Genomic DNA, 26,170 nt, shown 5'->3' with positions numbered 1-26,170 from the left:
GCGGGGACGACATGGCGCCGCAACGTAACCGGCGCCCGGGATTTTCGCGGCGGGCGCAATATGTGCTGTTCATCGGCTATGTCGCGGCCGCGCTGGGGGCGCTGCTCGGCGCGGTGCTGCTCGTGCTGTCGACGCTCAACCCGCCCGCTTATGCGATCGTCCGCGGCGCGCTGCGCGAGTTGACGACACCGGTATCGAGCGGGCTGCACGGCATGCGCCGCGGCATCACCGGCATTCCGCGCGGGATCGGCGAATATTTCGGCGTGATCGAAGAAAACCGCCGGATGCGCGCCGATATCAAGCGCAACCGCGCATTGGTCGAAAAGGCGCGCCAATTGGTGCTCGAGAATGCCCGGCTGCGGCGGTTGCTCGCGGTTCGCGATCGCGGCACCGAGCAAGTGGCGGTCGCGCGGCTCGTCAACGCGTCATCGTCGAGCACGCGGCGCTATGCCACGCTGAACGCTGGCTATTGGCAGGGCGTCCGTACCGGCCAACCCGTGCGCGGACCTGAGGGGCTGATCGGCCGCATCCTCGAGACCAGCCCCAACACTGCGCGGGTGCTGCTCGCGGTCGATCCCGAAAGCATCGTGCCCGTCCGGCGAACGCGCGACGGGGTGCCCGGCATCGTCACCGGCCGCGGCGACGGCTTGCTCGAGATCCGCTCGGCGACGATCGCCAACCTGCCGTTCCGCGCGGGTGACCTGTTCGTCACCTCTGGCACCGGCGGCATCTATCCGCCTGGGATCCCGGTCGCGCGCGTGCTGCGCAACACCCGCGACCTTGCCGAGGCGCGACCGCTCGCCGATCCCGACCGGCTCGACTTCGCGGTGGTCGAGCGCCCCTATCTGCCGCCCCCGCCGCCCGCGCCCAAGCCCGAATCGGCGCCCAAATGAACGAGCCGCTGCGCACCGGCTTCGCCGAGCCCGACGCGCCGGTCCGGTCCAAGCGGCTCGCGCCGATCACGGTGATGCTCGGATCGCTGATGGTGTTGTTCCCCGTCATATCGACGATCCCGTGGATGCCCCCCTTCGGACTGATGGTGCTGCTCGGCTGGCGGCTGCTGCGTCCCGACGTATTCAAGGTCTGGGTCGCGGTACCGCTCGGGCTGTTCGACGATCTGCTGAGCGGCCAACCGCTGGGCAGCGCGATGCTGCTATGGACCACGTGCTTTCTGGCGATCGAAGTGTTAGATAGCCGCCTTGTGTGGCGTGATTTCTGGCAGGACTGGCTTCTCGCGACCGGCGCCATCGGCTTCTGCCTGATCGCCGGCCGGCTCATCGCGTCGCCGCTCGGCGCGCATGTTGATACCGTCCTGCTGCTTCAGCTAGCGTTGAGTGTCGCGCTGTATCCGCTCATCTCGCGTATGTGCGCCGCGATCGACCAGCGGGGGCGGCCATGAGCGGGCCGATCAAGATCGTCACCGAAGCCGCGCAAAGCTTTAGCTTTTCGCGCCGCGCCACGATGCTCGGCTTCATGCAGGCGGGGGTCGGCGTGCTGCTCGCGAGCCGCATGGCGTGGATCGCGGTGGCCGAGAACGAGCGCTATGAACTGCTCGCCGAGAGCAACCGCGTGAACCTCACCTTGTTGCCGCCGCGGCGCGGCTGGATCGTCGACCGCGCGGGCACGCCGATCGCCAACAATCGCACCGATTTCCGCATCGACCTGATCCCCGAACGGCTGACCGACGCCGAAGGCACACTGGGCAAGCTCAGCCAGCTGCTCGCGCTCGATACCGAAGCGCTCAATCGGATCCGCCGCGACTTGCAGAATGCGCGCGGCTTCACCCCGGTGCCGGTGGCCGAAAATCTCGATTGGGACCGCTATGCCTCGGTCGTGGTACGCCAGCCCGAACTGCCCGGGGTCGCGCCGACCCAAGGGTATGCGCGAAATTATCCCAGCGGCGCGGCGGTGGCGCATCTGGTCGGCTATGTCGGCGGCGCGACCGCCGACCAGTATAAGGAAACCAAGGACCCGCTGTTCCTCACCCCCGGTTTCAAGCTCGGCAAGGATGGCCTTGAAAAGGCGCTCGAATCGACGCTGCGCGGGGCGCCCGGCGCCAAGCGCGTCGAGGTCACCGCGCGCGGCCGCCCGGTCCGCGACCTGGAAACGCGGCGCGACGTGCCCGGCAAGACCGTCCGGTTGACGATCGATGCCGGCCTGCAGGAGTATGCAGCGCGCCGGCTGGGCAATGAATCGGGCACGGTGGTGGTCATCGACACGCTCGACGGCAGCATCCTGACGATGGCGTCGATGCCCGCCTATGACCCCAACAGCTTTTCCGACGGCATCAGCCAGATCGAATGGGGAATGATGTCGAGCGACGATCACCTGCCGCTTACCAACAAGGCGCTGCAGGGCCTGTATCCGCCGGGATCGACCTTCAAGCCGGCGACCGCGCTGGCGGCATTGCGCTCTGGCATCGATCCCGACCGAACCGTCTATTGCGGCGGTGGCTATCAGCTGGGCAATCGTTTCTTCCGCTGCCTTGGGCGCCACGGCTCGGTCAATCTCCACCGCGCGATCGCGCGCAGCTGCAACACCTATTTCTACACCATGGGCCGCGAAGTCGGGATGGACGCGGTCGCCGCGGCAGCGCGCGAACTGGGCCTGGGCGCCGAATATCCGCTGCCCTTCCCCTCGCAGCGCTACGGCACGATCCCCGATCCCGCGTGGAAGCTGCGCAAATACGACCAGAAATGGACCCCGTCGGACACGCTCAACGCCGCGATCGGCCAGGGCTATATCCTCACCAGCCCGTTGCAGCTCGCGGTGCAGACCTCGCGCATCGCGTCGGGTCGCCGGTTGGTGCCGCGGATCCTTGCCGACACCCCGATCGTCGCGCCGATGCTCGACGTGCCGCCCGAACGGATGGAGCTGATCCGATCGGGGATGGACGAGGTGGTCAACGGCGCGGGCACGGCGGTGCGCAGCCGGCTCCAGCTCGACGGCATCCGCATGGGCGGCAAGACCGGCACCGCGCAGGTCCGGCGGATCGCTGGCGGCGCGCGCGGCGGCATGAACGTGCCGTGGAAATATCGCGACCATGGGCTGTTCATCGGCTTCGCACCGGTAGAGCAGCCGCGCTATGCGGTGTCGGTGGTGATCGAACACGGCATGTCGGGATCGGGCGCCGCCGCCCCCGTCGCGCGCGACGTGCTGACCTATCTGTTCGACCGCCAGCGCGCGCTCGATTCGCTCGCGGTGCTCGAGGAAAATTGGGGCGGCGACATTCGCACCCGGATGGCGGTGAAGGCAGACGCCTATCGCGCCGCGCGCGCCAACCCCGCGCCGGTTGACCCCGCCGCCGACACGGCTACCCCGCCCAGCGGCAATACCGAATGAGGCGCGCGCCATGAGATTGGGCGAGCTCGTCCCCGCCCCCGTCGCCCGCCTCCCCTGGGGCGTGTTGCTGCTGCTCACCGCGATCGGCGGCTTCGGCACCGTGGTGCTGTTCTCGGCGGCAGGCGGCAGCGTGACCCCCTGGGCGTCGTCGCAGGCGCTGCGCTTCTGCATCTTCATGGGCATGGCGATCACGCTGTCCTGGGTGCCGGCGCGCATCTGGGGGGCGATCGCGCTGCCGGGCTATGCGATCACGCTGGCGGCGCTGTTCGGGGTCGAAATGCTGGGGGCGGTCCGCGGTGGCAGCCAGCGCTGGCTCGAACTCGGCCCGATCCGCCTCCAGCCCTCCGAATTCATGAAGCCGTTCATCGTCCTGGCGGTCGCCAAATTCTACGACATGCTGCCCCCCAACGAGACGCGCAAATTCGGTGCGATCTGGCCCGCGGCGATCCTGATCGGGCTGCCCGCGGGGCTGGTGATGCTCCAGCCCGACCTCGGCACCGCGCTGATGATCACCGGCGGCGGGGTGGTGGTGATGTTTCTCGCCGGCATCCCGCTGCGGCTGTTCATCGGCGGTGCGCTCGGCCTCGCGCTCTTCATCCCGCTCGCGGTCAATTACCTGCTGCACGATTATCAGCGCAACCGCGTGCTGATCTTCCTGAACCCCGAAAACGACCCGCTCGGCACCGGCTATCACATCAGCCAGTCGAAGATCGCGATCGGCTCGGGCGGGCTGTTGGGCAAGGGGTTCGGCAATGGCAGCCAGGTCCATCTCGATTACCTGCCCGAGGGGCATACCGACTTCGTCTTCGCGACGATGGCCGAGGAATGGGGGCTGGTCGGCGGACTGTTGCTGATCCTGGCCTTCATGTTGCTGATTCGCTGGGGGATGAACGTCGCGCACCGCGCGCCCGATCGCTTCTCGCGGCTCGCCGCGGCCGGGCTCGCGACGACGATCTTCTATTATGTCGCGATCAACCTGATGATGGTGATGGGGCTCGCCCCGGTGGTCGGCATCCCGCTGCCGCTGGTGAGCTTTGGCGGCTCGGCACAGATGACCACGCTGATCTGCGTCGGCATCCTGATGTCGATAAACCGCGCCTCGACCCGCCAACCGAGCTGGTAGCGAGATAAGGTGTTGCCATCCCCGATCCGCAATGTTAGTGGCGCGCCTCCCGAACGCAAAGCGGCACCAAACCGCGGAATTTGCCAGGGTATGGACGCATAGCTCAGTTGGTAGAGCAGCTGACTCTTAATCAGCGGGTCCTTGGTTCGAGCCCAAGTGCGTCCACCATATTCTGTAATGCACAGCCGTTGCGAGCGGCGTTCATCCTCGGCCCCTAACCGCCACAATGCGACGGTTGGCGCACCCGGACCGACCGAGCCCATCGAGGCATCTACCCCGCTACACCGTCGCTTAAACGGCCGGGATGCCGGCGAACACTGCATTCCCAACTGCGATTGCCGGCTCGCTACCTACGGGGGCCTTGTCGGAACGCCTGCGTGTCAGCATATTCCGCGCAACCACCCGCCGGACCATTACCACGGCTTCATCGGAACCGGCCATTCGCTATGGCCGAAGCCCCCCTTGCACCTGCGCTTCGATAAGGTCCGCCGGTTCGGCCCCATGCGTGCTGGGCAGGAAATGGCTTCCGCCACGGTGCTGATGGGCTGCTGCACGCTGATCGGCACCTCGACCAATCTCCTCGTCGACGACATGGCGCGGATTGCGGACCAGCCGCGGTTCGGCCTGTTCGAGATCGCGCCGGCTGCGCTTGCCACCGCGATCGCGGGTGGGCTGTACCTATTCTTCTTCAGCGGCAGGTTGATGCGGGGCGCGATCGAAGCGCTGATGCCCGAGCCAGCCACCATCGAAGCCGATGTTTCGGCGGCAAGGGCGGCGATCGACGACGCGCAGGTCGGCGGCGTGCAGGTCGGCGGCGTGCAGGTCGGACATGCCGAGGTCTTCGCCGAGCCGCGCCCGTTCCAGCCTGCCAACGCCGCGACCGCGCTCACCGTATGCATCGCCGCGATCACGCTCGCCACGCTGAACATCGCGCCGATCGCGGCATCTGCCTTTGCCGGCGGTGCTACTGATCCTGTTGCGCGTCATCACCGCTGACGATGCGTATGGCGGGCTCAAGCCCGACATTCTCATTTTGATCGCCGGAATGGTGGTGGTCGGAATCGCGATGGAGGAGAGCGGGCTTGCCGACGCCGCTACCGGGGTGCTGATCGGATCGATGCATGAAATCAGCCGGTTATGGGCATTGATCGTGTTGTATGCGGCGACCACGGTGCTCCGAATTGCTGTCGAACGCGACCGTGGCGGTCCTTGTCACCCCGATCGCGGTAGCATTGGCCGAGAGCCCGGGCGTCAGCCCGCGCCCGTTCCTGATCGCGGTGATGATGGCCGCCAGCCTCGCCTTCGCTACCCCGTTTGGATACCAAACCAACGTCATCGTCTACCAAATGGGCGGATATCGCCACATGGACTTCGTACGCGTGGGGGTGCCGCTCAACCTCCTCACCTTTGCGGTCGCGATCGTCGCCATCACCCCCTTCATTCCATTCCGAGCCCGGCTGGCGGAGCCGGCGCCCTCACCAGTTGCGCAACCCGCGAGAAGGTCTAATCAGTCGCAGTGCTTACCTCGTATATCATCGGCGGCTTCGGACAGCCTGGAGAAGAGGCGGCGACGAAGAGCCTCGCGCAGCGGTGTGCACCGACCGTAAAGAGGGTTGAGGGGAAAGCGGACCACGCCCCGATACCACCCGCGCAGCCCTTCGCGGCGGACATCGAAGCCATGGACGTCACGCTTAATGGCGTCGCCTGCGGCGCGGTCATCGGCAAAAACCGAGCACCAAAGCGGGAAGCTATATGGCTTACCCATAAGGTCGCTCCCTCGGCAGACATGGCGATCGCGGCATACCGACTGGACCGGCCCGAAATCCTGATGGTCGAGCGCGGGCGGGCCGTCGCGAAGGCATTCGAATGCGTCGGCCTGCGCGGACCGGGTTCCCCGAGCGCCTAGTCGATGCTCAGCTCGATCCAGCATCCAGCACGCCTGGTGCCACTCGCCTTCTTGTTCGCCATCGCGGTGGGAACGGCGCTATTGATGCTTCCGTTCGCTCGATCCGCGGACGCGTCAGCACCTTTCCTGGTTGCTCTTTTCACCGCCACCTCTGCCGTCTGTGTAACCGGCCTGATCGTGGTCGACACGCCAACCTATTGGTCTACCTCTGGGCAAGGCGTGATCCTGCTTTTGATCCAGCTGGGCGGGCTTGGAATCATGACGGGTGCGACGATGCTCGGTCTTTTGGTGACCCGCCGCCTGAGGCTCAACCGTCGGCTGATCGCGCAGGCAGAAACCAAGACCCTCTCGCTTGGCGACGTTTCCTCGGTATTGCGATTGATCCTGATCACGACCGCCGTCGTCGAGCTTGTCATCGCGGCTTCACTCGCCCTGCGGTTCCACTTCGGCTATGATCAACCGCTGCGAGAGGCGCTGTGGAACGGTGCGTTCCATTCGATCTCGGCGTTCAACAACGCCGGCTTCGCACGCTACGCTGACAACGTCATCGGCTTCGCGCTCGACCCGCTCGTCCTGGTCCCGTTGATGGTGGCGGTGGTGATCGGTGGGATCGGCTTCCCGGTCATCTACGAGTTGCGGCGGGAACTCTTCGCTCCGGACAAATGGTCACTTCACACCAAGATCACGCTCCTGGGATATGCCATCCTGCTGATCCTCGGCGTCGTCGCGGTCCTGGGTTTCGAATGGAGCAACCCGAAGACACTCGGTGCCTTTGATCTTGGCGGAAAGCTGCTGTCTGCAAGCTTTCACTCGGTGGTCACCAGGACGGCGGGGTTCAACTCGCTCGACATCGCGCAGATGCGCCCCGAGACGCTTTTTGTGAGCGACTTCCTCATGCTCATCGGCGGTGGCAGCGCGGGTACCGCGGGCGGGATCAAGGTAACGACATTTTTCCTCCTGGGGATTGTCGTCTGGGCGGAAATTCGCGGTGAACCCGATCCCACGGCTTTCGGGCGGCGACTATCGTCCGACGTGCAACGCCAGGCTCTGACCGTGTTGCTACTCGCACTCGCCGCAATCTCGACCGGGACGCTGATCCTGCTCAGCGTTTCCCAATTCGACCTGTCCGCCATCCTCTTCGAGACGATTTCAGCATTCGCCACGGTCGGCCTTTCGACGGGGATCACGCCGGCCTTGCCCCCCGGCGGCCAGGCAACCCTCATCGTCCTGATGTTCATCGGTCGGGTGGGGACGATTACCGTCGCAACCGCCCTGGCGTTACAACGCGGCCGGCGGCCTTTCCGTTATCCGCAGGAGCGCCCTATCGTTGGCTAAATTCACATCCCCCGGAAACAACGCCGTCCTTGTCATCGGACTGGGTCGTTTCGGAAGCTCGGTTGCGCTGTCGCTCGCACGCCTCGGCCATGAAGTCCTCGGCATCGATCGCAACGCGGATCTGGTTCACGAGTGGGCAGAACGTCTCACGCACGTCGTCGAGGCGGATGCCACCAACACCGACACGCTGCGGCGGCTGGGCGCCGCCGATTTCGATCACGCGGTCGTAGGCATCGGCAGCGATGTCGAGGCAAGCGTGCTCACAGTCCTGGCCTTGAGCGAACTCAACATTCCCGACATCTGGGCAAAGGCGATCAGCGACAAGCACGGTCGCATCCTAGAGCGGACCGGCGCACATCACGTCGTATATCCCGAGGCAACGATGGGCGAGCGGGTCGCGCATCTGGTCACGGGAAAGATGATCGATTTCATCGAGTTCGATGACGGCTTCGCCATCGTCAAAACACGAGCCCCTTCGGAGGCGATCGGCAAGACGTTGGCGGAGGCCGCGCTTCGCAGCAAACACGGCGTCACGATCGTGGGTGTCAAACGGGCGATGACCGACTTCACCCATGCCACCCCCGAAACGATCGTCGAAAAGGGGGATCTTCTCATCGTGTCCGGACCGACCAACAAGGTGGAGGCATTCGCCGCGATTACCTGATCGATCCGAGGCGCATCGGCTTCGTGATCCCAGGAGTCACCCGGCCGAGCGACTGCACCTGGGCGCTTCGCTGCCCGTGGGGAGCGCAAGGACGGATAAAGCGGGCAGCGCCGCCCAGGCCGACGGCAGAGGCGTCAGGCGCAGCGCGCCCGGCATGATCATGGCCGGTAGGTTCCCATCGTGACGCGCAGCAACACCGGCTGGTGCGTGAAGTTCAGTCCATAATCTGTCTGGTCGCCGTTCCACATCCGGCGGAAGCGGAAGCTGCCGTCATCCGCCAGGCTCCCCTCTTCGACCCGCAGCATCTGCCCGGTCGCCGAAGCGCTTTCGCTGGCCATCCCGAAGCTGATGCGGACGTCGCTGCCCGCTACCAGGAACTGATCGGGGGCAATGTGGATCACCGCGGCACCGCCGACGGGTTGGTCGGCGGTCGGCGGCGGCGACGCCTTCAGCCAGGGCGAATCGAGGCTGCCGAATTGCCACTCGCCATATTGGGCCGACACCCGCCAGCGACCGAGCACCTTCGACTGCTGCTCGTCGGGTGCCCCCTTGGCGGTGCCCCAGGTCGGATGCCGATAGGCCAGTCGCGCCCACCCGCGCGCGATCGGCGCCAGCAGCGCATATTTGGATGCGAATGCCTCGATGGTCGCGCGATCGAGCGCGATCGCGCCCAGCGGATGGTTGTAATATCCTGTCTCGTCCATCCCGAACGGCGCCCAGCCAATCGCATTATACCCTAGCGCCGGCCACAGAAAGCGCGCGAATTCGGTAGCATTGCCGGTTTCGGGAACGATCAGCGCGTTATCGGGGCGATCATAATGGTCGAGGAACCTGATATAGTTCTTGGCCTCGCGCCCGTACAGATCGGGGGCCACGGCATCGATATGAGGCGCAGCGGCCTTCCAAACGTCGATCACCTGCCAATCGGGTCCGCCGCTGGCGCCGCCAGCCTTGCCCGGCGCGGCGAAGGGATCGCCCACCGCCGCGTTGGTGAACATCGGCAGATCCTTGACCGCCTGCCCGGCAGCCGCGATCTCGTCGATGTAGCGCGCGGTGTACCAGCTGTTGAACGCCTGCTCGGACCCATCGCCGAACGCCTGCGTCCAACTGCCACGCTTGCCGGTGGCCGTTGCCAGGGTTTGCGGGATCGGCCCCGCAAACAGACGATTTGCTTCGGGCGAATGGTCGCGATTCTGGCCATAGACACCCACTTCGTTCTCGGGCTGAACCATGATGACGGTGTGCTGCGGATCGCGCTCCTTCAGATAGCGCATGAGCGCGACGAACGCCTTCTTGTCCGCCTCGAGCGTGCTGCGGTGATGCGGCGACAAGGCATAATGCGCCTTGCCCGCTTTCGTGCGCATCCGCGGGAAGCGTTGATTGTCGGTCTTCACCCAAGCGGGCACATAGCTTGGGGAGGTGTTCTTCCACGTGCCGAACCACAGCAGCACCAGCCGTACACCGCGTTCGCGGGCTTGCGGCAGGAGCGCGTCGAGATAGCTGAAGTCGAACTGTCCCTCGACCGGTTCGATCTGCTCCCACGCGACCGGAATTTCGAGCGTGTTGGCGTGCACCCGCTCGACCATCGGCCAAACCTGCGGCAGCATTGCAGGGTAGTTGCTCGAATTGTTCGCCTGGACGCCCAGCATCAAGAACGGCGCGCCATCGACCATCAACGCGTGCCGACCATTCTCCGCCGCGATACGTGGCAGCGCGGCGTCGCGCCCTTGGGCCGCGCCGACCGTCGCCAGCGCCCATATCGCGATACCTGCGCCCACGCGACCTATCGCCCTGCTCATCGCTCCCCCGCCGCTCCCCATGCCGCGTTCGCCCCGCGACGCGCTGATTTCGGACACGCTAGGCATTTGTCATCGTCCGCGCGAGCAGTAATCCCGGCTCGCACAGGCCGCAGCGATCGCGACCGTCGGATCGCCGACGATGAATAGGCGTATCGCGGGATGGCTCGCGCGTGCCTCGGTTCACCGCCTGCCCGCGACCGGTGACGACTGGCGGAGCCGACGGCACCGCCACGATCGCAGTATCGGCCGTCGTGCTGGTGCAGAAGCTGCTGGGTTAGCAGGGGCAGTCTCGACCTTTGCCGCACATGTCCCATCTGCCTTCGGAAGGTGCCAAAGAAGGCAGGCGATAGCCGATCCCCGCCTGTCTCAGGCGGCGCCGGCGCCGGCGCCAACATTTATCCGATGGTATACTCTCAAAGCATGCACGCTGCCGTCGGCAGCTCAGCAGGGGCCGCGCGCGATGCGCACAAGGCCCCTGCCCTCCCGAATCATTCGTCGTCTAGATCGTCCTCGGCGCTGGGGCCGACCATCAACTCCTCGGCGACCTTGTCGGTGCGCGCGCGGATCGCCTTTTCGAGCTTGTCGGCCATTTCGGGATGCTCGCGCAGATAATTCTTCGAATTCTCGCGGCCCTGGCCGACGCGGACGCTGTCGTAGCTGAACCACGCACCCGATTTCTCCACGAGGCCGGCCTTGACGCCGAGGTCGAGAATTTCGCCGATCTTGGAAATGCCCTCGCCATACATGATGTCGAATTCGACCTGCTTGAAAGGCGGCGCGACCTTGTTCTTGACCACTTTCACGCGCGTGGCGTTACCGACGATGTCGTCGCGGTCCTTGATCTGGCCGGTGCGACGGATGTCGAGGCGGACTGAGGCGTAGAATTTGAGCGCGTTGCCGCCGGTCGTCGTCTCGGGGTTGCCGTACATCACGCCGATCTTCATCCGCAGCTGGTTGATGAAGATCACCATGCAACGCGAGCGGCTGATCGAGCCGGTGAGCTTGCGCAAGCTCTGCGACATCAACCGCGCTTGGAGGCCGACATGGCTGTCGCCCATTTCGCCCTCGATTTCGGCGCGCGGCACCAGCGCGGCGACCGAATCGATCACCAGCACGTCGATTGCGTTCGAGCGCACCAGCGTATCGACGATCTCGAGCGCCTGCTCACCGGTGTCGGGCTGCGAAACGATCAGCTCGTCGATGTTGACGCCCAATTTCTTGGCATAGACCGGGTCGAGCGCATGCTCGGCATCGACGAACGCCGCGGTGCCGCCGCCGCGCTGCGCCTCGGCGATCACGTGGAGCGCCAGCGTGGTCTTGCCCGACGATTCGGGACCATAAACTTCGATCACCCGGCCGCGCGGCAGGCCGCCGACGCCCAAGGCGATGTCGAGCCCGAGCGATCCGGTCGAGATCACCTCGACCTGCATCGCCTCCTTCGAGCCCAGCCGCATCGCCGAGCCCTTGCCGAATGCGCGGTCGATCTGCGCGAGTGCGGCGTCGAGCGCCTTTTGCCGGTCGCCCGCGACCTTGTCGGTGGAAGCTGCCATCTTGCTGTCGATCACCTTGAGTTGTGCTGCCATGTTGGAGCCCCCCTATCGCTAGAACAACCGCGCGAACCGTTCAACGCATGATGGTTATGTATATGGTCTGTTCCGCAAGAACAAGAGGTGAACTTCGGAGTGCGTTCGGGGCGAGGCCCGCCGTTACCGCAACCGACGCACCTCCAGTCGCTCGCTTCCACAGAGGGGCGAAGTCAGAAGGGGGTTTTGAGGCGGAGCATCATGCGCTGGCTGGTGAGGCCGGGGCCGATCTGTTCTGCTTCGACCTCCGCAGCGGCGCGGGTATCGCCGAACAGCAGGATTTCTGCCTTGGGTAGCGCAGACGATCCCGCCGTGTCACCACGCAGCGGGCGCAGGCGGAAGCGTTCGTTGGCGTTGCGATCGCCGCAAACGATGATTTCGTCGCCGGCGGGGGCAGCGCAGCGATCGAGGATGTCGATACGCATCAGCGGGGCGCTCGCCGGGTTGGCTGCCTGGAGGAGGTTGGCGAGGAGTTCGAGCATGGCGGGCTTCCTCTAGGGAAACGTGATCGTTGAGCCCGATTGTGGCGCGGCTATGGCTTGCGCCGGGTTGGCTGCTTCTTTGGGAGTGGGGGAAAGCGCGTGCCGAGTGTGACAGGGCGGTTCCTCGACTTCGCTCGAAGCGAACGGGGTGGTTGCGAGTCCCTGACGCGCAGCCGGTGACAGCATACGCCAGGCACAGACCCACCCCCAGCCCCTCCCTTTCAGCGAGGGGAGCCCTACAATGGTGCCTTCAAAGCTTTAAAGCGAATCGAGCGCCTTCTCGACGCCGTCCATCGTGAAGGGCTTGGACAAAACCGGGCGGTTGCGATGGTCGTCGGCCAGCACGTCGCCGCCGGTTGCCAGCACGAAGGGAATGCCCGCCGCCGCCAGCGCGTCGGCGACCGGCCAGCTCTTTTCGCCGCCGCGCAGGTTCACGTCGAGGATCGCGGCGTCGACGCCGCCGGCGTTCACCAGCTCGAGCGCCGCGGTCACGGTCTCGGCGGTTCCCGCCACATCGCGGTCGAGTGCGTCGAGGAAATCCTCGAGCATCATGGCAATCAGGGGCTCGTCCTCGACGATCAGGATACGCTGGCGTTCGGTCATGCGCGGGTCATAGGCAGAACATGGCGGTTTCGCCAAGTCTCAATCGGTTAGCAGTGCAGCGCGCGCTGCCTCGGCGAGTTGCTGGACCGAGAAGGGCTTGGGAAGAAACGCAACATTGTCGAGGTCGATCGAACGCCGCAACTGTTCCTCGGCATAGCCTGACATGAACAGGATCGGCAGGTCGGGATAGCGCGCGCGCACATGGCGGACCATCGTCGGGCCATCCATCATCGGCATCACGACGTCGGAAATCAGCAGATCGGGGCGATCGCAATTGGCCAGCAGATCGAGCGCCGCTTCGCCATGCTCGGCGGTGAGCACCTTATAGCCCTGCCGCGTCAGCGCGCGCTCGGCGACCGCGCGCACCATCGCTTCGTCCTCGACCAGCAGAATCGTACCGGTGCCCCAGGTATCGGCCTTGCGCACCGGCTTGGGGGGCGGCTTCACCGGCGCCTCGGTCGCGGTGTGGACGGGCAGATAGATGGTGAAGACTGCCCCCTGCCCCGGCGGCGATTCGGCGAAGATATAGCCGCCCGATTGCTTGACGATGCCATACACCGTCGAAAGCCCGAGCCCGGTGCCCTTGCCGATCTCCTTGGTGGTAAAGAAGGGTTCGAATATCTTCGACAGCGCCTCGATCGGGATGCCGGTACCGGTATCGCTGACGCGCAGCACCGAATAATCGCCGATCGGCAGCACGTCGTCGTCCATCCGGCGGACCTCGGCAGCGGTGATTGCGAGCGTCTCGATCGTGAGCGTGCCGCCGCCATTGGGGTTCTTGGCGAGCATCGCATCGCGTGCGTTCACCGCCAGATTGACGACGACCTGTTCGAGCTGCCCCGGATCGGCGCGCACCGCGCCGATCCCGCGGCCATGCTTGACGTCGAGCCGCACGGTCTCGCCCAGTAGCCGGGTGAGCAGGTTCGACACTTCGGAAATAATGTCGGGCAATTGCAGCGTCTGCGGGCGCAGCGTCTGCTGGCGCGAGAAGGCGAGCAACTGACGGGTAAGCGCAGCGGCACGGTTAGAATTGGCGCGCACCTGCTGGATGTCGTCATAATCGCTGTCGCCGGGCGAATGGCGCATCAGCATCAGGTCGCAATGGCCGATGATCGCGGTGAGGATGTTGTTGAAATCATGCGCGACGCCGCCCGCGAGCTGCCCGACCGCCTGCATCTTGATCGCCTGCGCGACCTGGCGCTTGAGCTCGCCCTCCTGCCCCGTTTCCTTGAGGCTGATCAGCACCGCGGCCTCGCCCAGGCCGCGAGCGCCCGCGAGCGTCAGCGCGATCGGTTCGTCGGGGCGGCCCGCAAGCCGCACCTGCATGTCGGCCGAATGCGCCGCACCGCCCGAGAAACGGCGGATCGCGTCGGCCAGCGCGCCCTTGTCCTCGCGCACCACCAGGTCGCCGGGATAGAGCGGCGGCGGGCCCGCTGCGATCCCCGCGGCGCGGACGAAGGCGTCGTTCATATGGACGAAGCGACCCTCGCGATCGACCAGCGCCATGCCGAAGGGAAGCAGCGACACCAGCGCGCGGACATGCGCGGTGACGTTCGATCCGATCGCCGCGGGAAGCCCCGATTCCTCCTCGTCGAGCAGCGCCACCACCAGCGGCGCGTCGTCCTGCGCGCTGACGGGCACCTGCAACAGCCGCAGCGGATTGCCCGCGGCGCCTTCGCGTTCGAAGCGCAGCAGCCCGCTGCTGTCGGTGGTGAGGAAGCGCGCGAAATCGCGGCCCTCGATCGCGGCATCGGCCTGCCCCATCGCGCGCAGGCGAAGCACGCGGTTGGCGGCGCGCACCCGGCCCTGCGGCGTGAGCGACGCGACCATGATCCCCGCGCTCGCCAGCCGATCGCCGACCTTACCGCCGAGCAACGGATCGAGATCGACCGCCGATCCCGCGTCGGCGGCGCGCGCGAACCGCCACACCAGCATGTCGTCGCCCGCGCGCACGATGCCGATGTCGAGCGCGGCGCCGCCATGCGTCAGCGTCGCCTCGCTCTCGCCATCGCGCCAGGCGGCGCGCCCGGTGGTGCCGAGCGCCGCCGCGGCGGCGGGATCGATCGGCAGATTGGGCGGGATTGGCAGGCCTTCGAACAGCTTTTCATAGGCGCGGTTGGCGCAGACGAGCTTGCCGTCGCGATCGGTAACCGCGAGCGCATCGGCGCTCGCGGCGGCAAGCGCGTTGGCGACCGACCAGTCGATCGTAGGCGCTGGCGCGAGCGGCGCGGGCCGCGCGGCGCGAAACGCTAACGCGGCGCCACCGAGGACGATAGCGGTGGCGAGGAAGGCGGCGGCGACGCGCCAGTCTCCGAGCACGAGGAAGACGACAAGCGCGGCGAGCACCCCCGCCCCGCCCGCGATCAGCGTCGCGCGGGTCGCGGGGGATTGCGGGTCGGGAGGTGCGAGCGATGCCATCGCGGCGTGTTGGGCCCGGGGTTTCGGGGCGTCAAGCACATGGGGTGCGGCGCGACGTGGTTGGTGGGTTTCTCGCCTTCGTGCGATTACACGTCAGCTTCGCGCGACCCACGGTCTCCGGTCGAGGAGCGGCCCACCCGGCCCAGCCCAAACCCACGTCACTACAGCGAAAGCTGGAGTCTCCCAGTTGGCGAACGATCCACCTGCCGCGCAGACCCCAGCTTTCGCTGGGGTGCCGTCAGTGGGTCGGGATGGCGGCACCGGCTCGTCACGCCTGCGCTGGGGGCGCCTCGAAGACGCCCCCACCCCCATCACCAGATCGAGATACGATCCTTGGGCGCGAGATACAGCTGCGCCCCCGGCTTCACGTCATACGCCGCATACCAGGGATCGAGGTTGCGCACGACCGCGACGCGCTGCTCCGAGGGCGAATGCGGATCGGTCAGCAGCCGGCGGCGAAGCTCGGCGTCGCGATAGTTGCGGCGCCACAATTGCGCCCAGCCTAGGTGAAAGCGCTGGTCGCCGGTGAAGCCTTCGATCACCGGGGCGGGCTTGCCGCCGAGCGATGCCTGATAGGCGTCATAGGCCATGGTGAGGCCGGCGAGGTCGGCGATGTTCTCGCCGAGCGTCAGTTCGCCGTTCACCTTGACGCCGGGCATGCCTTCATACGCCGAATATTGCGCGACCACCGCCTGCGAACGCTGCTTGAACCGCGCGACGTCCTGCGGCGTCCACCAGGTCGTGAGACGGCCTTCGAGATCGTATTTCGACCCCTGGTCGTCGAAATGATGGCTGAGCTCATGCCCGATCACCGCGCCGATGCCGCCATAATTGACCGCGGGATCGGCGTTGGGATCGAAGAAGGGCGGCTGGAGGATCGCGGCGGGGAAGACAATCTCGACCATGCCGAAATTGGCATAGGCGTTCACCGTCATCGGGGTCATGCCCCATTCCCATTTGCGGATCGGCTGGCCGAGCTTCGAGATATTGTCCTGATACGCCCAGTGATTGGCGCGCAGCGCGTTGCCGAAGGCGTCGCCCGAACGGATGTCGAGCGACGAATAATCACGCCACTGGTCGGGATAGCCGATCTTGGGGGTGAAGGCGGCGAGCTTGGCCTTGGCCTTCACCTTGGTCGCGGGGTCCATCCAGTCGAGCTTGTCGATCCGCTTGTCGAACGCGACGATCACGTTCTTGACGAGCTCGTCGGCCGCGGCCTTGGTCGAGGCGGGGAAGTGGCGGTCGACGTAGAGCTTGCTGACTTCGTCCGACAGCGCTCGATTGGTGAAGTTCACCGCGCGCTTCCAACGCGGCTCCTGTTCGGGGGTGCCGGCAAGCGTGGTGCCGGTGAAGGCGAAGACGGTCCGGTCGATCTCGCTCGGCAGGCTGCCCGAGAAATTCTCGAGCGAGCGGACGATCAGCTGGTCTTGCAGCACCTGGATCGGGGTCGCGGCGATCAGCTTCGCGGTGCCCGCGATCGCGCTCGGTTGGGCGACGATCAGCGTGTCGACCGGGGTACCCGCGGCCTGCAGATAGCGCGCGAAGTCGAAGCCCGGCGCCGTCCGTGCCAGGTCGGCAAGGCTGGTCTTGTTGTAGGTCTTCTCGCTGTCGCGGCTTTCGGTGCGCGTCCAGTGGACGCGCGCGATGCCGGTCTCGAACGCCAGGAGCGCGGCGGCGCGCTGTGCCGGGTTCGCTTCGCCCGCCAGCGTCAGCAGCTTGGTGAGATAGGCGAGATAGGCGGCGCGCGTCTCGACCTGCTTGGCGTCGGCCGACAGGTAGTAATCGCGATCGGGCATGCCGAGCCCCGACTGGCCCATATTCACCGCGTAGCTGGTCGGGTTCTTGTCGTCGATGCCGACATAGGTGCCGATCGGACCGTCGACGCCGTTGCGCTGCGCCTCGGCGACCAATGCGGCATAGCCCGGCTTGTCGCGGACGGTCTTGATCTTGGTGAGCCAGGGCTGGATCGGGGCGAGGCCCTTGGCGTCGATCGCCGCCTGGTCGAGATAGGTCGCATAGGCGGTGCCGATCTTCGATCCGGCGATGCCCTTCTGCTCCTCCAGGATCGCGCGCGTCTGTTCGCGCGCCTGGTCGTCGAGGACGTTGAACAGGCCATAGTTCGATTTGTCGGCGGGGATCGGCGTGGCCTTGGCCCAGCCGCCATTGGCATAAGCATAGTAATCGTCGCCGGGCGCGACCGAGCGGTCCATGCCCGCAGCATCGAAGCCGAACGCGCCGTAGCGCGGGGCAGCGGCAGGCTGAGCGGCGGGAGCAGCCGTCACGGCGGCGGCGGTGTCGGGTCCGGAAGCGGTAGTGGTGGCGCAACCGGCAAGGGTGGCGGCGCCCGCGAGCAATGCTGCGGACAGGGCGGTGATACGCATGGGCAACCTCTGAAGTTATGTCGTTGCAGAGCGTCTTACGCCGCTGACACGCTGCGTCAACGCACGCGGCTCAGTCGTGGTGATGGCGGATGTGGCGGATCTTCCACTTGGCGGCGACGCGCAACCGCCAGAACAGCACCGCACCCCAATAGCCGACCAAAGCCGAGCCCGCCGAAATCACGAACAGCCCGAGCATCAACGCTGGCGCTGCCTCGGAGAACAGCCAGGCGGCCCATTCGGCGATGCTGGCATGCGCATTCACCAATGCCATGAACCCCGACGCATCGGCGCTCCGCCCGAGCAGGAAATTGCCCAGCCATACCGAGGCATAGAGGATGAAGGGCGTGGTCGCGGGGTTGCTGAGAAAGGTCATCGCCACCGCGACGGGGACATTGGCGCGGAAGGGCAGCGCCAGCAGCGCGGCGCCCGCCATCTGGATCCCGGGAATCATCAGGAAGATGCCGACGAACAGCCCGAGCGCGGTACCGCTTGGAACAGAACGGCGCGTGAAGCGCCACAGTTCGGGGGCGAGCACCCGGTGCGCTACCGGGCGCAGGAAGCGGTTCGATTCCAGCTGTTCGCGCGTCGGGACGTTCGCCGCGATGGTCCGGGCCAGCCAGTCCTTGTCGCCCTGCTTGCGCGCCACCTCAGCCGCGGTCGCGCAAGATGCGTTGCTGGTCGCGCTTCCAATCGCGATCCTTGACCGTCTCGCGCTTGTCATGGACCTTCTTGCCCTTGGCGAGCGCCAGCTCGACCTTGGCGCGGCCTTGCGCGTTGAAATAGACGCTGAGCGGCACGAGCGTCATCCCATCGCGGGCGACGGCGCCGTGGAGCTTGTTGATCTGGCGCTCCTTGAGCAGCAATTTGCGTGGGCGCTTGGGCTCGTGGTTGAAGCGGTTGCCGTGGCTGAACTCGGGAATGTTGGCGTTGATCAGCCAGATCTCGTCGCCCTTCACCTCGGCATAGGCTTCGGCGATCGTGCCCTCGCCGCCGCGCAGCGCCTTCACCTCGGTGCCGGTCAGCGCGATCCCTGCCTCGTACACGTCGTCGATGAAATATTCGAAGCGCGCGCGCCGGTTCTCGGCAACGGTCTTCACTTTGTCGAATTCGATGGGACGGGGGCGGGCCATGGGATGCGGGACATAGGCGCTGTAACGGCGGAACGAAAGGGACCGTGCTCGACCGACACGGGATTTGGCCCATATGACCGATCGGCACCATCCCGCAGCCCAGGCGACTGCGTATCTTGAGAGCAGCCCGATCGACGGGCGACGCCAGGAGATATTCTATGCTGCGGACCTTCAAGACGATGCTGCTGACCGCGACGATGCTGGTCGGCACGAGCGCCTGCGCAATGCCCGACGGCACCGCGCCGATGGCGGCGGGCGAAACCAGCGCACAGGAAACCGCCAACCCGATGGTGGGCGGCGCGGCGATGTACGCCAACAAGACGATCGTGGAAAACGCGGTGAACTCGCCCGACCACACTACGCTGGTGGCAGCGGTCAAGGCAGCCGGGCTGGTCGATACGCTGAGCGGCCCCGGCCCCTTCACCGTGTTCGCGCCGACCAACGCCGCCTTCGCCAAGCTGCCCGCAGGCACCGTGGAAACGCTGGTGAAGCCCGAGAACAAGGCGACGCTGACGAGCATCCTGACCTATCACGTCGTCTCGGGTGCGGTCTCGGCGGCTGATGTCGCGGCGCTGGTGGCAGCCGGCGGCGGCAGCGCCACGGTTCCGACGGTGCAGGGCGGATCGCTCACCTTCCGCCAGGCAGGCAGCGGCTACACCGTGACCGACACCAAGGGCGGCACCGCGAACATCACCATCGCCGATGTCCGCCAGTCCAACGGGATGATCCATGTGGTCGATGGCGTGTTGATGCCGTGATGTAAGGGCCTTCTCTCCCCTCCTTGGAAGGGAGGGGCCGGGGGTGGGTCGGGTGCTCGCGATACGGTCGCGACGAAGTGCGCGGAAGCGGTACCCCCGGACCCTACCCACCCCCAACCCCTACCTGCCAGGGAGGGGAGCGATCACACCAGCCCCGCATGCTCCAGCCCGGCGTCCACCAACGCCTTCGACGCATCGCACGGTGGCGTCATCGGCAGCCGCAACTCGTCGGGAAACCCCGCGCGCACCTTCGACAGCGCATATTTCACCGGCCCGGGCGACGCATCGCTGAACAGCGCCGAATGCAGCGGAAACAGCCGGTCCTGCAGCTCCAGCGCCGCCGTGTAATCGCCCGCTCGGCACGCCGCCTGGAAATCGGCGCACAAGCGCGGCGCGACATTGGCGGTGACCGAGATACACCCTGCCCCGCCCATCGCCATGAACGCGAGCGCGGTGTCGTCATTGCCCGACAGTTGGACGAAACCCTCACCGCAGGCCGCGCGCTGCATCGATACGCGCGCGAGCACCCCGGTCGCGTCCTTCACCCCGACGATAACCTCGGGGAACGCCGCGACGATCCGCGCCATCGTTTCGACCTGGATGTCGGTGACGGTACGCGCGGGGACGTTGTACAGCACGATCGGCAGGCCGCCCTCGCTCGCCAATTTCTCGAAATGGCGAAACACGCCTTCCTGATTGGGACGGTTGTAATAGGGCGGGACGAGCAACGCCGCCGCCGCGCCCGCTGCCTTGGCGGCGCGCATATGGTCGAGCGCGACCGCGGTGTCGTTCGAGCCGCAACCGGCGATCACCGGCACGCGGCCCGCCGCCTGATCGATGCACACCGACAGCACATAATTATGCTCCTCGATCGACATCGTCGCGGCTTCGCCGGTGGTGCCGCAGGGCACCAGCCCCGACGAACCCTGCTCGATCTGCCAGTCGATCAGCGCGCGATATTGCGGCTCGTCGAAGCGGCCAGAGCGAAACGGCGTGGCGAGCGCCGTGATGGAACCGGAAAACATGGAATGAAACTGCCGATCAGAGGTAATTCGGGGGCGACAGATAGGTCGCAGTGGCATAGTCTGTCCAGCATGCTAGGGTCGTATTCCAAGCTCGCATTGGTCATCGCCGGTGTTTCGGGCGTCGCCGTTTCCGCTCACTCGCTCGCGCCGCAAGCGCGAACGGCGCCGCAAAGTGCGCCAAGTTGGCCGCCGCGGGGTATGGCGACACAGGCTTTGCCGCAGCAGACCAGCCCGATGGTGCAGCCGCTACCCGCTTATGCCAGCGACCCGCTCACCCGCGACATCAACGAATGGAAGCGGCTGCAGCAGTCGGACAATTACAGTTTCGCCGAATATGCCAATTTCCTGCTCGCGCATCCGGGCTGGCCGGGCGAGGTGAGCCGGCGGTCGGCGGCCGAGACGGTGCTCGACAGCGGGGCGACCAACGCCCCGCTGGTAACGCGCTTCTTCGGGCGCTTTCCACCGTTGACCGCGGCGGGCCACACCCGCCACGCCGAAGCGTTGATGGCAAGCGGCCAGCGTACCCAGGCGCAGGCAGCCGCGCGCGCGGCATGGCGCAAGGGATCGCTGCGTGCGCCCGACGAAGCCAGGTTGATGACGGGCTTCCCCGGCGCGATCGGGCCTGCCGATCACGACGCACGGATGGATGCGCTGCTGTGGCAGCGTGCGACGAGTGCGGCCGATCGGCAATTGGCATTGGTATCGCCCGGCAAGCGCGCGCTGTTCGCCGCGCGGCTCGCGTTCCGCAAACGCTCGCCCGAGGCGGCGACCTTCGCCGCACAAGCGAGCGAGAGCGACCGGCAGGATCCGGGCTATATCGCCGATCGCGCGACCTGGCTGCGCGCGAGCAACCAATCGCCCGCCGCGCGCGCCTATCTCGCGCAACCGCGCCGGCTGTCGGCGCTGCCCGGCCGGGTCGAGGATTGGTACGAGGTGTTGCTCCAGCAGGCACAGGGCGCCGCTGCCGATCGGCAATACAGCACCGCCTATGACATCGCGCGCCAGATCGACGATGCCTATCCGGCGGGCACCGATGTCTCGACGCGCCCCTATGGCGAGCGCGACGACTATACCAGCCTGGCATGGCTCGCGGGGCAGACCGCGATGCGCCGGCTCAACCGTCCGCGCGATGCGATCGGGATGTACGAACGCTATGGCATGGCATCGCAGACGCCGCAGACGCGGTCGAAGGGGATGTATTGGGCGGGGCGCGCTGCCGAGGCGGCGGGCGACCGGACTGCAGCGCAGGGCTTTTACCAGCGTGCGGCGGTGTTCCCCGACCTGTATTACGGGCAGTTGTCGCTCGAGCGGATGGGGCAGCCGATCCGCCGGCTTCCTGCGCCACCGACCGTGGCTTCGGTCGATCCCGCGGTGCGCGCGGCGTTCCAGAACCGCGAAGTGGTGCGCGCGGCGCGCTCGCTCGGCCAGATGAACCGGCCCGGCGATCAGGGGCTGTTCCTACGGCAGATCGCGGCCGACGCCACCAGCGCCGAAGACCATATCCTCGCTGCCGATCTCGGCCAAGCGATCGGACGCCCCGATCTCGGCGTGATGGTGGGGCGTAGCGCCTCCACCAACGGCCATTATGCCCAGGCGGCGTTCGGCTTCCCCAGCGTCGCGGTGCCGGGGTCGCAGGCGTCGAACTGGACGATGATCCACGCGATCGCGCGCCAGGAAAGCCAGTTCGACCGCGCGGCGGTGAGCCGCGTCGGCGCGCGCGGGCTCATGCAGCTGATGCCAGCGACTGCCCGCGAGCAATCGGGCAAGATCGGCATTGGCTATGACGCCGGCGCGCTGACCAGCGATCCGAGCTACAATATCCAGCTCGGCTCGACCTATTTCCAGCGGATGCTCAGCTATTATGGCGGCAGCTACCCACTGGCGATCGCAGCGTACAACGCCGGCGCGGGCAATGTGAACAAATGGCTCCGCGCCAATGGCGATCCGCGCACCGGCGCGGTGGACTGGCTCGATTGGGTCGAGGATATTCCGTATTTCGAGACGAAGAACTACGTCCAGCGCGTGCTCGAAAATGCTGTGGTGTACGACCTGATGCACCCCGACAAGGCGCGGTCGCGGGGGCCCACGAACCTGTCCTGGTATATGGGGAAGAAGACGCCGGGCTGAACCACGCCATCGCCGTCACCCCAGCGAAAGCTGGGGTCTCGGGCGGCCGGCACGCTACGGTCGCCAAAGACCCCAGCCTTCGCTGGGGTGACGCATGTGGATAGAGTTCAGAATGGATCGCCCCAACTACATCACCCCTGCAGGCTATTCGGCGCTGATGGCCGAATATGAAGCACTGCTCAGCGGCGAACGTCCCAAGCTGGTCGAGGTGATTTCCTGGGCGGCGGGCAATGGCGACCGGTCTGAAAATGGCGACTATATTTATGGCCGCAAGCGGCTGCGCGAGATCGATAGGCGGCTAGGTTTCCTCTCGCGGCGGATGAAGGCGGCCAAGGTCGTCGATCCCGCGCGCCAACCCGATCGCGACCGCGTGTGGTTTGGCGCGACGGTGACGCTCGCCGGCGAAGACGATGCCGAGCGCGTGCTGACGCTGGTGGGCGACGACGAGACCGATGCCGCCGCGGGGCTGGTCGGCTGGAACTCGCCGATCGCACGCGCGGTGCGCGGTGCGACGCTCGGCGATGTCCGCCGCGTCGTGCTCCCGGCGGGTGAGCGCGAATATGAAATCGTGGCGATCGCCTATCCCCCCTGCCCCGCCGATGTCACAACCGACGCTTAAGAGCATTGGGGTTTGCGATCGGCTGGCCTAAGAACGCGGGCATGACCGATTTTTCAAATGACGCCGCACCAAGCGGCAACGTCGCGCTGCTCATCGACGCCGACAACGCCTCCTCCGCCACGATCGACCCGGTGCTGACCGTGCTGGCCGAGCTCGGCACCGTCAATGTCCGCCGCGCCTATGGCAATTGGAGCAAGCCCGGCCTCAAGCGCTGGGCCGAGCTGACGATGAAGCACGGGATCGAACCCTATCAGCAGTTCGACATCACCAAGGGCAAGAACGCCACCGACATGCGGATGACGATCGACGCGATGGACCTGCTGTTCCGCGGGCGCGTCACCGGCTTTGGGCTGATGTCGTCAGACAGCGACTTCATGCCGCTGGCGATGCGGATCCGCCAGGAAGGGCTACCGGTCTATGGCTTCGGCACCCAGCGCGCGCCCGAGGGGTTCCGCGCCGCGTGCAGCCGCTTCATCGACCTCGACCGGCTCGAAAAGGACCGCGCGCAGCAAATCGACACCCCGCTTGCGATGGAAACCACCAAGGGTGCGGTGAGCGACGAGTTGGTGAAGCTGCTGATCGACGCATATAATGCTAGCAAGCGCGATGAGCGGGGATATGCCAGCCTGAACGATGTCGGCCAATTGGCGGGCAACCGTTCGAGCTTCGATACCCGCAATTATGGTTATGCGCGGCTGTCCGACCTGATCGGCGACGTGCCAAACTTCCAGGTCGAGCGGCGCGAAGGCGGCCGCGTGTTTGTAAAGCGGGTACGATGATGATGGCGACGCAGCGAGTATATGTTTCGGGCAAGGTCCAGGGCGTCGGTTATCGCGACTATATGGTACGCAAGGCGCGCGAGCATGGCGTCGTCGGCTGGGTCCGAAACACCCGCGACGGTCGGGTAGAGATGCTCGCGTCGGGCGAGGACGATGCGCTGGCGGCGTTTGTCGAAGCCTCGCGCGGCGGGCCGATGCTCTGCCGCGTCGACAATGTCGAGGCGCATCCCGACAGCGAGAAGCCGGCGAAGGGCTTTACCAAGCGGTTCACCGCCTGAGCGATCCGAGGCGCGCAGCCGGTTCAAGTGCGCGCCACATCGTGATATCCTTACCGTATGAACGAGATGCTTCCGCTCGAGCCAATCACCCGACCGATCGGGTTGCGGATAGAGGATTATCTGCTGCTCGACGGCGCGGGCACGTACGAGGCGGTGGGTAAGACCGAGCTGATCGAGGGGGAAGTCTTCGCGGTGAATTCGGAATATCGCCCGCACACGCGGATCAAATCCCGGTTACATCTGCTCATCGCCCGCGGGCTCGAACTGCTCGATAGCGATCTGGAAGCAGCAATCGAGGGATCGGTTGCAATGCCGCCCGCCAACGCGCCGATGCCCGATATCGTCGTCACCAGCGAGATCGAAGGCGACGGGCTGATACCCGTTACCTCGGTTCGCCTTATCGTCGAAGTTGCAGATGCGTCGCTGCATGGCGACTTGACGCGCAAGGCAGCGATCTATGCGCGGCATGCGGTGCCCGAATACTGGGTTGTCGACGTCAATGGCCGCGTCGTTCAACAACTCACTGCGCCTGGCGCCGACGGCTATACCGGCCGCCGCGTGATCGCTTTCGGCAGCGCCATAGAGTCGGTCACGATCCCGGGTCTCGGGATCGCGACCTCCACCCTATAACGTCCGCGGGTTGGGGAAGCTCAACCGCACGCGCGTCCCCTGATCTTCGAAGTCGGGGGTGAAGGCGATCGTGCCGCCCAGCTGACGCGTCAGGCTCGCGATCATCCGCATGCCGAGGCTCGCGCGCGACTGCGTCTTGATGTCGAAGCCCTCGGGCATGCCCGGACCGTTATCGCTGACGGTCATCGCGATCGCTCCGTCCTCCTCGGCGATACGCACGTCGATGCGGCCATGCTGGCCCTCGCCGCCGGCATATTTGATCGCGTTGGTGACCAGCTCGGTCAGCATCAGCCCGAGCGGGATCGCGGTGTCGGCGCTGATCGCGATCGGTTCGGCAGAGCATTCGATCCGGCATTGCGGCGCCTGTTCCCGCAGCCCGGTCACCAGCCCGCTTGCCAGATCGTCGAGCGCGACGATGCCGATCCGGTCACCGCGCCATAATTGGTCATGCGTCTGCGCGATCGCAGTGATCCGCGCCTGCGCATCGCCCAGCAGCCGGACAATCCGCGGATCGTCGTCTTCCTGCATCTGGAGGTTGAGCATCGCCGACACCAAGGCCAGGCTGTTCTTCACGCGGTGGCTAGCTTCGCGCACCAGCAACTCCTGATGCTCGAGCGCGGCGTTGAGCCGGCCTTCGGCATGCTGGCGCTCGATCGCGACGCCGATGAGGTTGGCGAAACCCTGCATGAAAGCGAGGTCGTCCTCGTCGAACTTGCCCTCTTGCGTGCTGTCCACCTCGATCACGCCATAGCGGTTGGCGTCGGCCTCGACGAGCACGTTGATCGCGCGCTTGATGCCATGCTCGGCCATGATCGCGGGGGTGCGGAAGCGCTCTTCGTCGTCGAGATGGTTCGAGATGACGGGCTCGCCGATCTTGTAGGCGAAGCCTGCGGGCGACCCGAGATCGGCATAGAGATAGGCGGTGCCGACGATACCCGGCGCCCAGCCCACGCCCGAGCGCACCAACATCCGCCCCTCTGCATCGGGCGCTTCGAGATATTTGCAGAACCCCGCATTCATCCCCGCGGCGCACAACTCGGTCGCGCGCTGCAACAGCTCGTCGAGGTCGCGCGACCGCAGCGCGTCCATCCCGAACCGGGCGAGGATGCGCTGCTGCCCCAGGCGATAGTCGATCTCACCCTGCGGGCGCGGGCCTGGATCTGCTGAAGCTTCCTCTACCACGGCCAT

The 26,170-nt window shown here is 66.1% G+C and carries 23 protein-coding genes, 1 tRNA gene and 1 pseudogene; 15 read left to right on the top strand and 10 right to left on the bottom strand.

The annotated features are described in order from the left end of the window. Positions 1-11 precede the first annotated feature (11 nt). The 9 genes and pseudogenes from mreC to NMP03_RS03910 all read left to right on the top strand — a co-directional run bounded on the left by mreC (position 12) and on the right by NMP03_RS03910 (position 8,370). Positions 12-893: a rod shape-determining protein MreC gene (gene mreC / locus NMP03_RS03950; protein WP_256507231.1), complete on the top strand. Its 882-nt coding sequence runs from the start codon at positions 12-14 to the stop codon at positions 891-893. Next, complete coding sequence (mreD, locus tag NMP03_RS03945; RefSeq protein WP_256507230.1) at positions 890-1,399, top strand: rod shape-determining protein MreD; 510 nt, start codon at positions 890-892, stop codon at positions 1,397-1,399. The genes mreC and mreD overlap by 4 nt, the downstream gene beginning before the upstream one ends. After that, positions 1,396-3,342 (top strand): penicillin-binding protein 2, encoded by a 1,947-nt coding sequence (gene mrdA, locus NMP03_RS03940; RefSeq protein WP_256507229.1) that lies wholly within the window; start codon positions 1,396-1,398, stop codon positions 3,340-3,342. Before mreD ends, mrdA begins: the two co-directional genes overlap by 4 nt. Positions 3,343-3,352: 10 nt before the next feature. Next, positions 3,353-4,465, top strand: a complete 1,113-nt coding sequence (gene rodA / locus NMP03_RS03935; protein ID WP_256507228.1) for a rod shape-determining protein RodA — start codon at positions 3,353-3,355, stop codon at positions 4,463-4,465. 92 nt (positions 4,466-4,557) lie between these two features. Then, positions 4,558-4,633, top strand: a tRNA-Lys gene (locus NMP03_RS03930). A gap of 330 nt (positions 4,634-4,963) precedes the next feature. Next, positions 4,964-5,913: pseudogene (locus NMP03_RS03925) on the top strand (SLC13 family permease); the annotation flags it as partial. Positions 5,914-5,981: 68 nt separating this feature from the next. Then, a complete protein-coding gene (locus NMP03_RS03920) occupies positions 5,982-6,371 on the top strand; it encodes a hypothetical protein (protein ID WP_256508174.1) in 390 nt (129 codons plus the stop codon). 3 nt (positions 6,372-6,374) lie between these two features. Next, complete coding sequence (locus tag NMP03_RS03915; protein ID WP_256507227.1) at positions 6,375-7,706, top strand: TrkH family potassium uptake protein; 1,332 nt, start codon at positions 6,375-6,377, stop codon at positions 7,704-7,706. Next, on the top strand, positions 7,699-8,370 hold the full coding sequence (locus tag NMP03_RS03910; protein WP_256507226.1) for a potassium channel family protein: 672 nt from the start codon (positions 7,699-7,701) through the stop codon (positions 8,368-8,370). The genes NMP03_RS03915 and NMP03_RS03910 overlap by 8 nt, the downstream gene beginning before the upstream one ends. Before the next feature lie 158 nt (positions 8,371-8,528). On the opposite strand, the gene NMP03_RS03905 is transcribed toward NMP03_RS03910, so the two are convergent. From NMP03_RS03905 to smpB, 8 genes are all read right to left on the bottom strand, one after another. Beyond that, positions 8,529-10,148: a DUF5597 domain-containing protein gene (locus NMP03_RS03905; RefSeq protein WP_256507225.1), complete on the bottom strand. Its 1,620-nt coding sequence runs from the start codon at positions 10,146-10,148 to the stop codon at positions 8,529-8,531. A gap of 509 nt (positions 10,149-10,657) precedes the next feature. Then, complete coding sequence (gene recA / locus NMP03_RS03900; protein ID WP_319937621.1) at positions 10,658-11,752, bottom strand: recombinase RecA; 1,095 nt, start codon at positions 11,750-11,752, stop codon at positions 10,658-10,660. Between the two features lie 173 nt (positions 11,753-11,925). Then, a complete protein-coding gene (locus NMP03_RS03895) occupies positions 11,926-12,234 on the bottom strand; it encodes a hypothetical protein (RefSeq protein ID WP_256507224.1) in 309 nt (102 codons plus the stop codon). 258 nt (positions 12,235-12,492) lie between these two features. Further along, positions 12,493-12,837 (bottom strand): response regulator, encoded by a 345-nt coding sequence (locus NMP03_RS03890; protein WP_256507223.1) that lies wholly within the window; start codon positions 12,835-12,837, stop codon positions 12,493-12,495. A 39-nt stretch (positions 12,838-12,876) separates the two neighbouring features. Then, positions 12,877-15,255 (bottom strand): hybrid sensor histidine kinase/response regulator, encoded by a 2,379-nt coding sequence (locus NMP03_RS03885; protein WP_256507222.1) that lies wholly within the window; start codon positions 15,253-15,255, stop codon positions 12,877-12,879. Positions 15,256-15,566: 311 nt separating this feature from the next. After that, on the bottom strand, positions 15,567-17,636 hold the full coding sequence (locus tag NMP03_RS03880) for a M13 family metallopeptidase (RefSeq protein WP_256507221.1): 2,070 nt from the start codon (positions 17,634-17,636) through the stop codon (positions 15,567-15,569). Positions 17,637-17,706: 70 nt separating this feature from the next. Further along, entirely contained in the window at positions 17,707-18,282 is a 576-nt protein-coding gene (locus NMP03_RS03875) for a DUF2062 domain-containing protein (RefSeq protein ID WP_256507220.1), read from the bottom strand. Between the two features lies 1 nt (position 18,283). Next, a complete protein-coding gene (gene smpB / locus NMP03_RS03870; RefSeq protein WP_256507219.1) occupies positions 18,284-18,766 on the bottom strand; it encodes an SsrA-binding protein SmpB in 483 nt (160 codons plus the stop codon). 224 nt (positions 18,767-18,990) lie between these two features. Between smpB and NMP03_RS03865 the strand changes: the two genes are divergently transcribed. After that, complete coding sequence (locus NMP03_RS03865; protein WP_256507997.1) at positions 18,991-19,524, top strand: fasciclin domain-containing protein; 534 nt, start codon at positions 18,991-18,993, stop codon at positions 19,522-19,524. Positions 19,525-19,667: 143 nt separating this feature from the next. Here NMP03_RS03865 and dapA read toward each other — a convergent pair whose 3' ends face one another. Further along, the gene (gene dapA / locus NMP03_RS03860) at positions 19,668-20,549 is read right to left on the bottom strand and encodes a 4-hydroxy-tetrahydrodipicolinate synthase (protein ID WP_256507218.1); all 882 of its coding nucleotides are present in this window, start codon (positions 20,547-20,549) and stop codon (positions 19,668-19,670) included. A gap of 69 nt (positions 20,550-20,618) precedes the next feature. On the opposite strand from dapA, the gene NMP03_RS03855 reads away from it, so the two are divergent. The 5 genes from NMP03_RS03855 (at position 20,619) to NMP03_RS03835 (ending at position 24,982) form a co-directional block, all read left to right on the top strand. Further along, the gene (locus NMP03_RS03855) at positions 20,619-22,676 is read left to right on the top strand and encodes a lytic transglycosylase domain-containing protein (RefSeq protein ID WP_256507217.1); all 2,058 of its coding nucleotides are present in this window, start codon (positions 20,619-20,621) and stop codon (positions 22,674-22,676) included. Positions 22,677-22,788: 112 nt separating this feature from the next. Next, positions 22,789-23,295 carry a transcription elongation factor GreB gene (gene greB, locus NMP03_RS03850; protein WP_256507216.1) on the top strand — a complete coding sequence of 169 codons (507 nt, stop codon included), beginning with the start codon at positions 22,789-22,791 and terminating at the stop codon, positions 23,293-23,295. A 41-nt stretch (positions 23,296-23,336) separates the two neighbouring features. Beyond that, a complete protein-coding gene (locus NMP03_RS03845) occupies positions 23,337-24,074 on the top strand; it encodes an NYN domain-containing protein (RefSeq protein WP_256507215.1) in 738 nt (245 codons plus the stop codon). Beyond that, positions 24,071-24,352, top strand: coding sequence for an acylphosphatase (locus tag NMP03_RS03840; protein WP_319937620.1), 282 nt, complete (start codon positions 24,071-24,073; stop codon positions 24,350-24,352). Before NMP03_RS03845 ends, NMP03_RS03840 begins: the two co-directional genes overlap by 4 nt. Before the next feature lie 57 nt (positions 24,353-24,409). Then, positions 24,410-24,982 (top strand): Uma2 family endonuclease, encoded by a 573-nt coding sequence (locus tag NMP03_RS03835; RefSeq protein ID WP_256507214.1) that lies wholly within the window; start codon positions 24,410-24,412, stop codon positions 24,980-24,982. On the opposite strand, the gene NMP03_RS03830 is transcribed toward NMP03_RS03835, so the two are convergent. Continuing rightward, a complete protein-coding gene (locus NMP03_RS03830; protein ID WP_256507213.1) occupies positions 24,977-26,170 on the bottom strand; it encodes a sensor histidine kinase in 1,194 nt (397 codons plus the stop codon). The two genes, NMP03_RS03835 and NMP03_RS03830, sit on opposite strands and share 6 nt — an antisense overlap.

It is taken from the genome of Sphingomonas qomolangmaensis, assembly GCF_024496245.1.
Lineage (GTDB): Bacteria > Pseudomonadota > Alphaproteobacteria > Sphingomonadales > Sphingomonadaceae > Sphingomonas > Sphingomonas qomolangmaensis.
This window is presented reverse-complemented; position numbering and strand designations above follow the sequence as displayed.

Bases quoted from the DNA above. Each gene is read 5' to 3' on its own strand.
- NMP03_RS03840 (WP_319937620.1), top strand. From the start codon at position 24,071: ATGATGATGGCGACGCAGCGAGTATATGTTTCGGGCAAGGTCCAGGGC.
- NMP03_RS03880 (WP_256507221.1), bottom strand. From the start codon at position 17,636: ATGCGTATCACCGCCCTGTCCGCAGCATTGCTCGCGGGCGCCGCCACC.
- rodA (WP_256507228.1), top strand. From the start codon at position 3,353: ATGAGATTGGGCGAGCTCGTCCCCGCCCCCGTCGCCCGCCTCCCCTGG.
- mreC (WP_256507231.1), top strand. From the start codon at position 12: ATGGCGCCGCAACGTAACCGGCGCCCGGGATTTTCGCGGCGGGCGCAA.
- recA (WP_319937621.1), bottom strand. From the start codon at position 11,752: ATGGCAGCACAACTCAAGGTGATCGACAGCAAGATGGCAGCTTCCACC.
- dapA (WP_256507218.1), bottom strand. From the start codon at position 20,549: ATGTTTTCCGGTTCCATCACGGCGCTCGCCACGCCGTTTCGCTCTGGC.
- NMP03_RS03865 (WP_256507997.1), top strand. From the start codon at position 18,991: ATGCCCGACGGCACCGCGCCGATGGCGGCGGGCGAAACCAGCGCACAG.
- mreD (WP_256507230.1), top strand. From the start codon at position 890: ATGAACGAGCCGCTGCGCACCGGCTTCGCCGAGCCCGACGCGCCGGTC.
- greB (WP_256507216.1), top strand. From the start codon at position 22,789: ATGGATCGCCCCAACTACATCACCCCTGCAGGCTATTCGGCGCTGATG.
- NMP03_RS03915 (WP_256507227.1), top strand. From the start codon at position 6,375: ATGCTCAGCTCGATCCAGCATCCAGCACGCCTGGTGCCACTCGCCTTC.
- mrdA (WP_256507229.1), top strand. From the start codon at position 1,396: ATGAGCGGGCCGATCAAGATCGTCACCGAAGCCGCGCAAAGCTTTAGC.
- NMP03_RS03835 (WP_256507214.1), top strand. From the start codon at position 24,410: ATGAACGAGATGCTTCCGCTCGAGCCAATCACCCGACCGATCGGGTTG.
- NMP03_RS03845 (WP_256507215.1), top strand. From the start codon at position 23,337: ATGACCGATTTTTCAAATGACGCCGCACCAAGCGGCAACGTCGCGCTG.
- NMP03_RS03830 (WP_256507213.1), bottom strand. From the start codon at position 26,170: ATGGCCGTGGTAGAGGAAGCTTCAGCAGATCCAGGCCCGCGCCCGCAG.
- smpB (WP_256507219.1), bottom strand. From the start codon at position 18,766: ATGGCCCGCCCCCGTCCCATCGAATTCGACAAAGTGAAGACCGTTGCC.
- NMP03_RS03885 (WP_256507222.1), bottom strand. From the start codon at position 15,255: ATGGCATCGCTCGCACCTCCCGACCCGCAATCCCCCGCGACCCGCGCG.
- NMP03_RS03855 (WP_256507217.1), top strand. From the start codon at position 20,619: ATGCTAGGGTCGTATTCCAAGCTCGCATTGGTCATCGCCGGTGTTTCG.
- NMP03_RS03890 (WP_256507223.1), bottom strand. From the start codon at position 12,837: ATGACCGAACGCCAGCGTATCCTGATCGTCGAGGACGAGCCCCTGATT.
- NMP03_RS03895 (WP_256507224.1), bottom strand. From the start codon at position 12,234: ATGCTCGAACTCCTCGCCAACCTCCTCCAGGCAGCCAACCCGGCGAGC.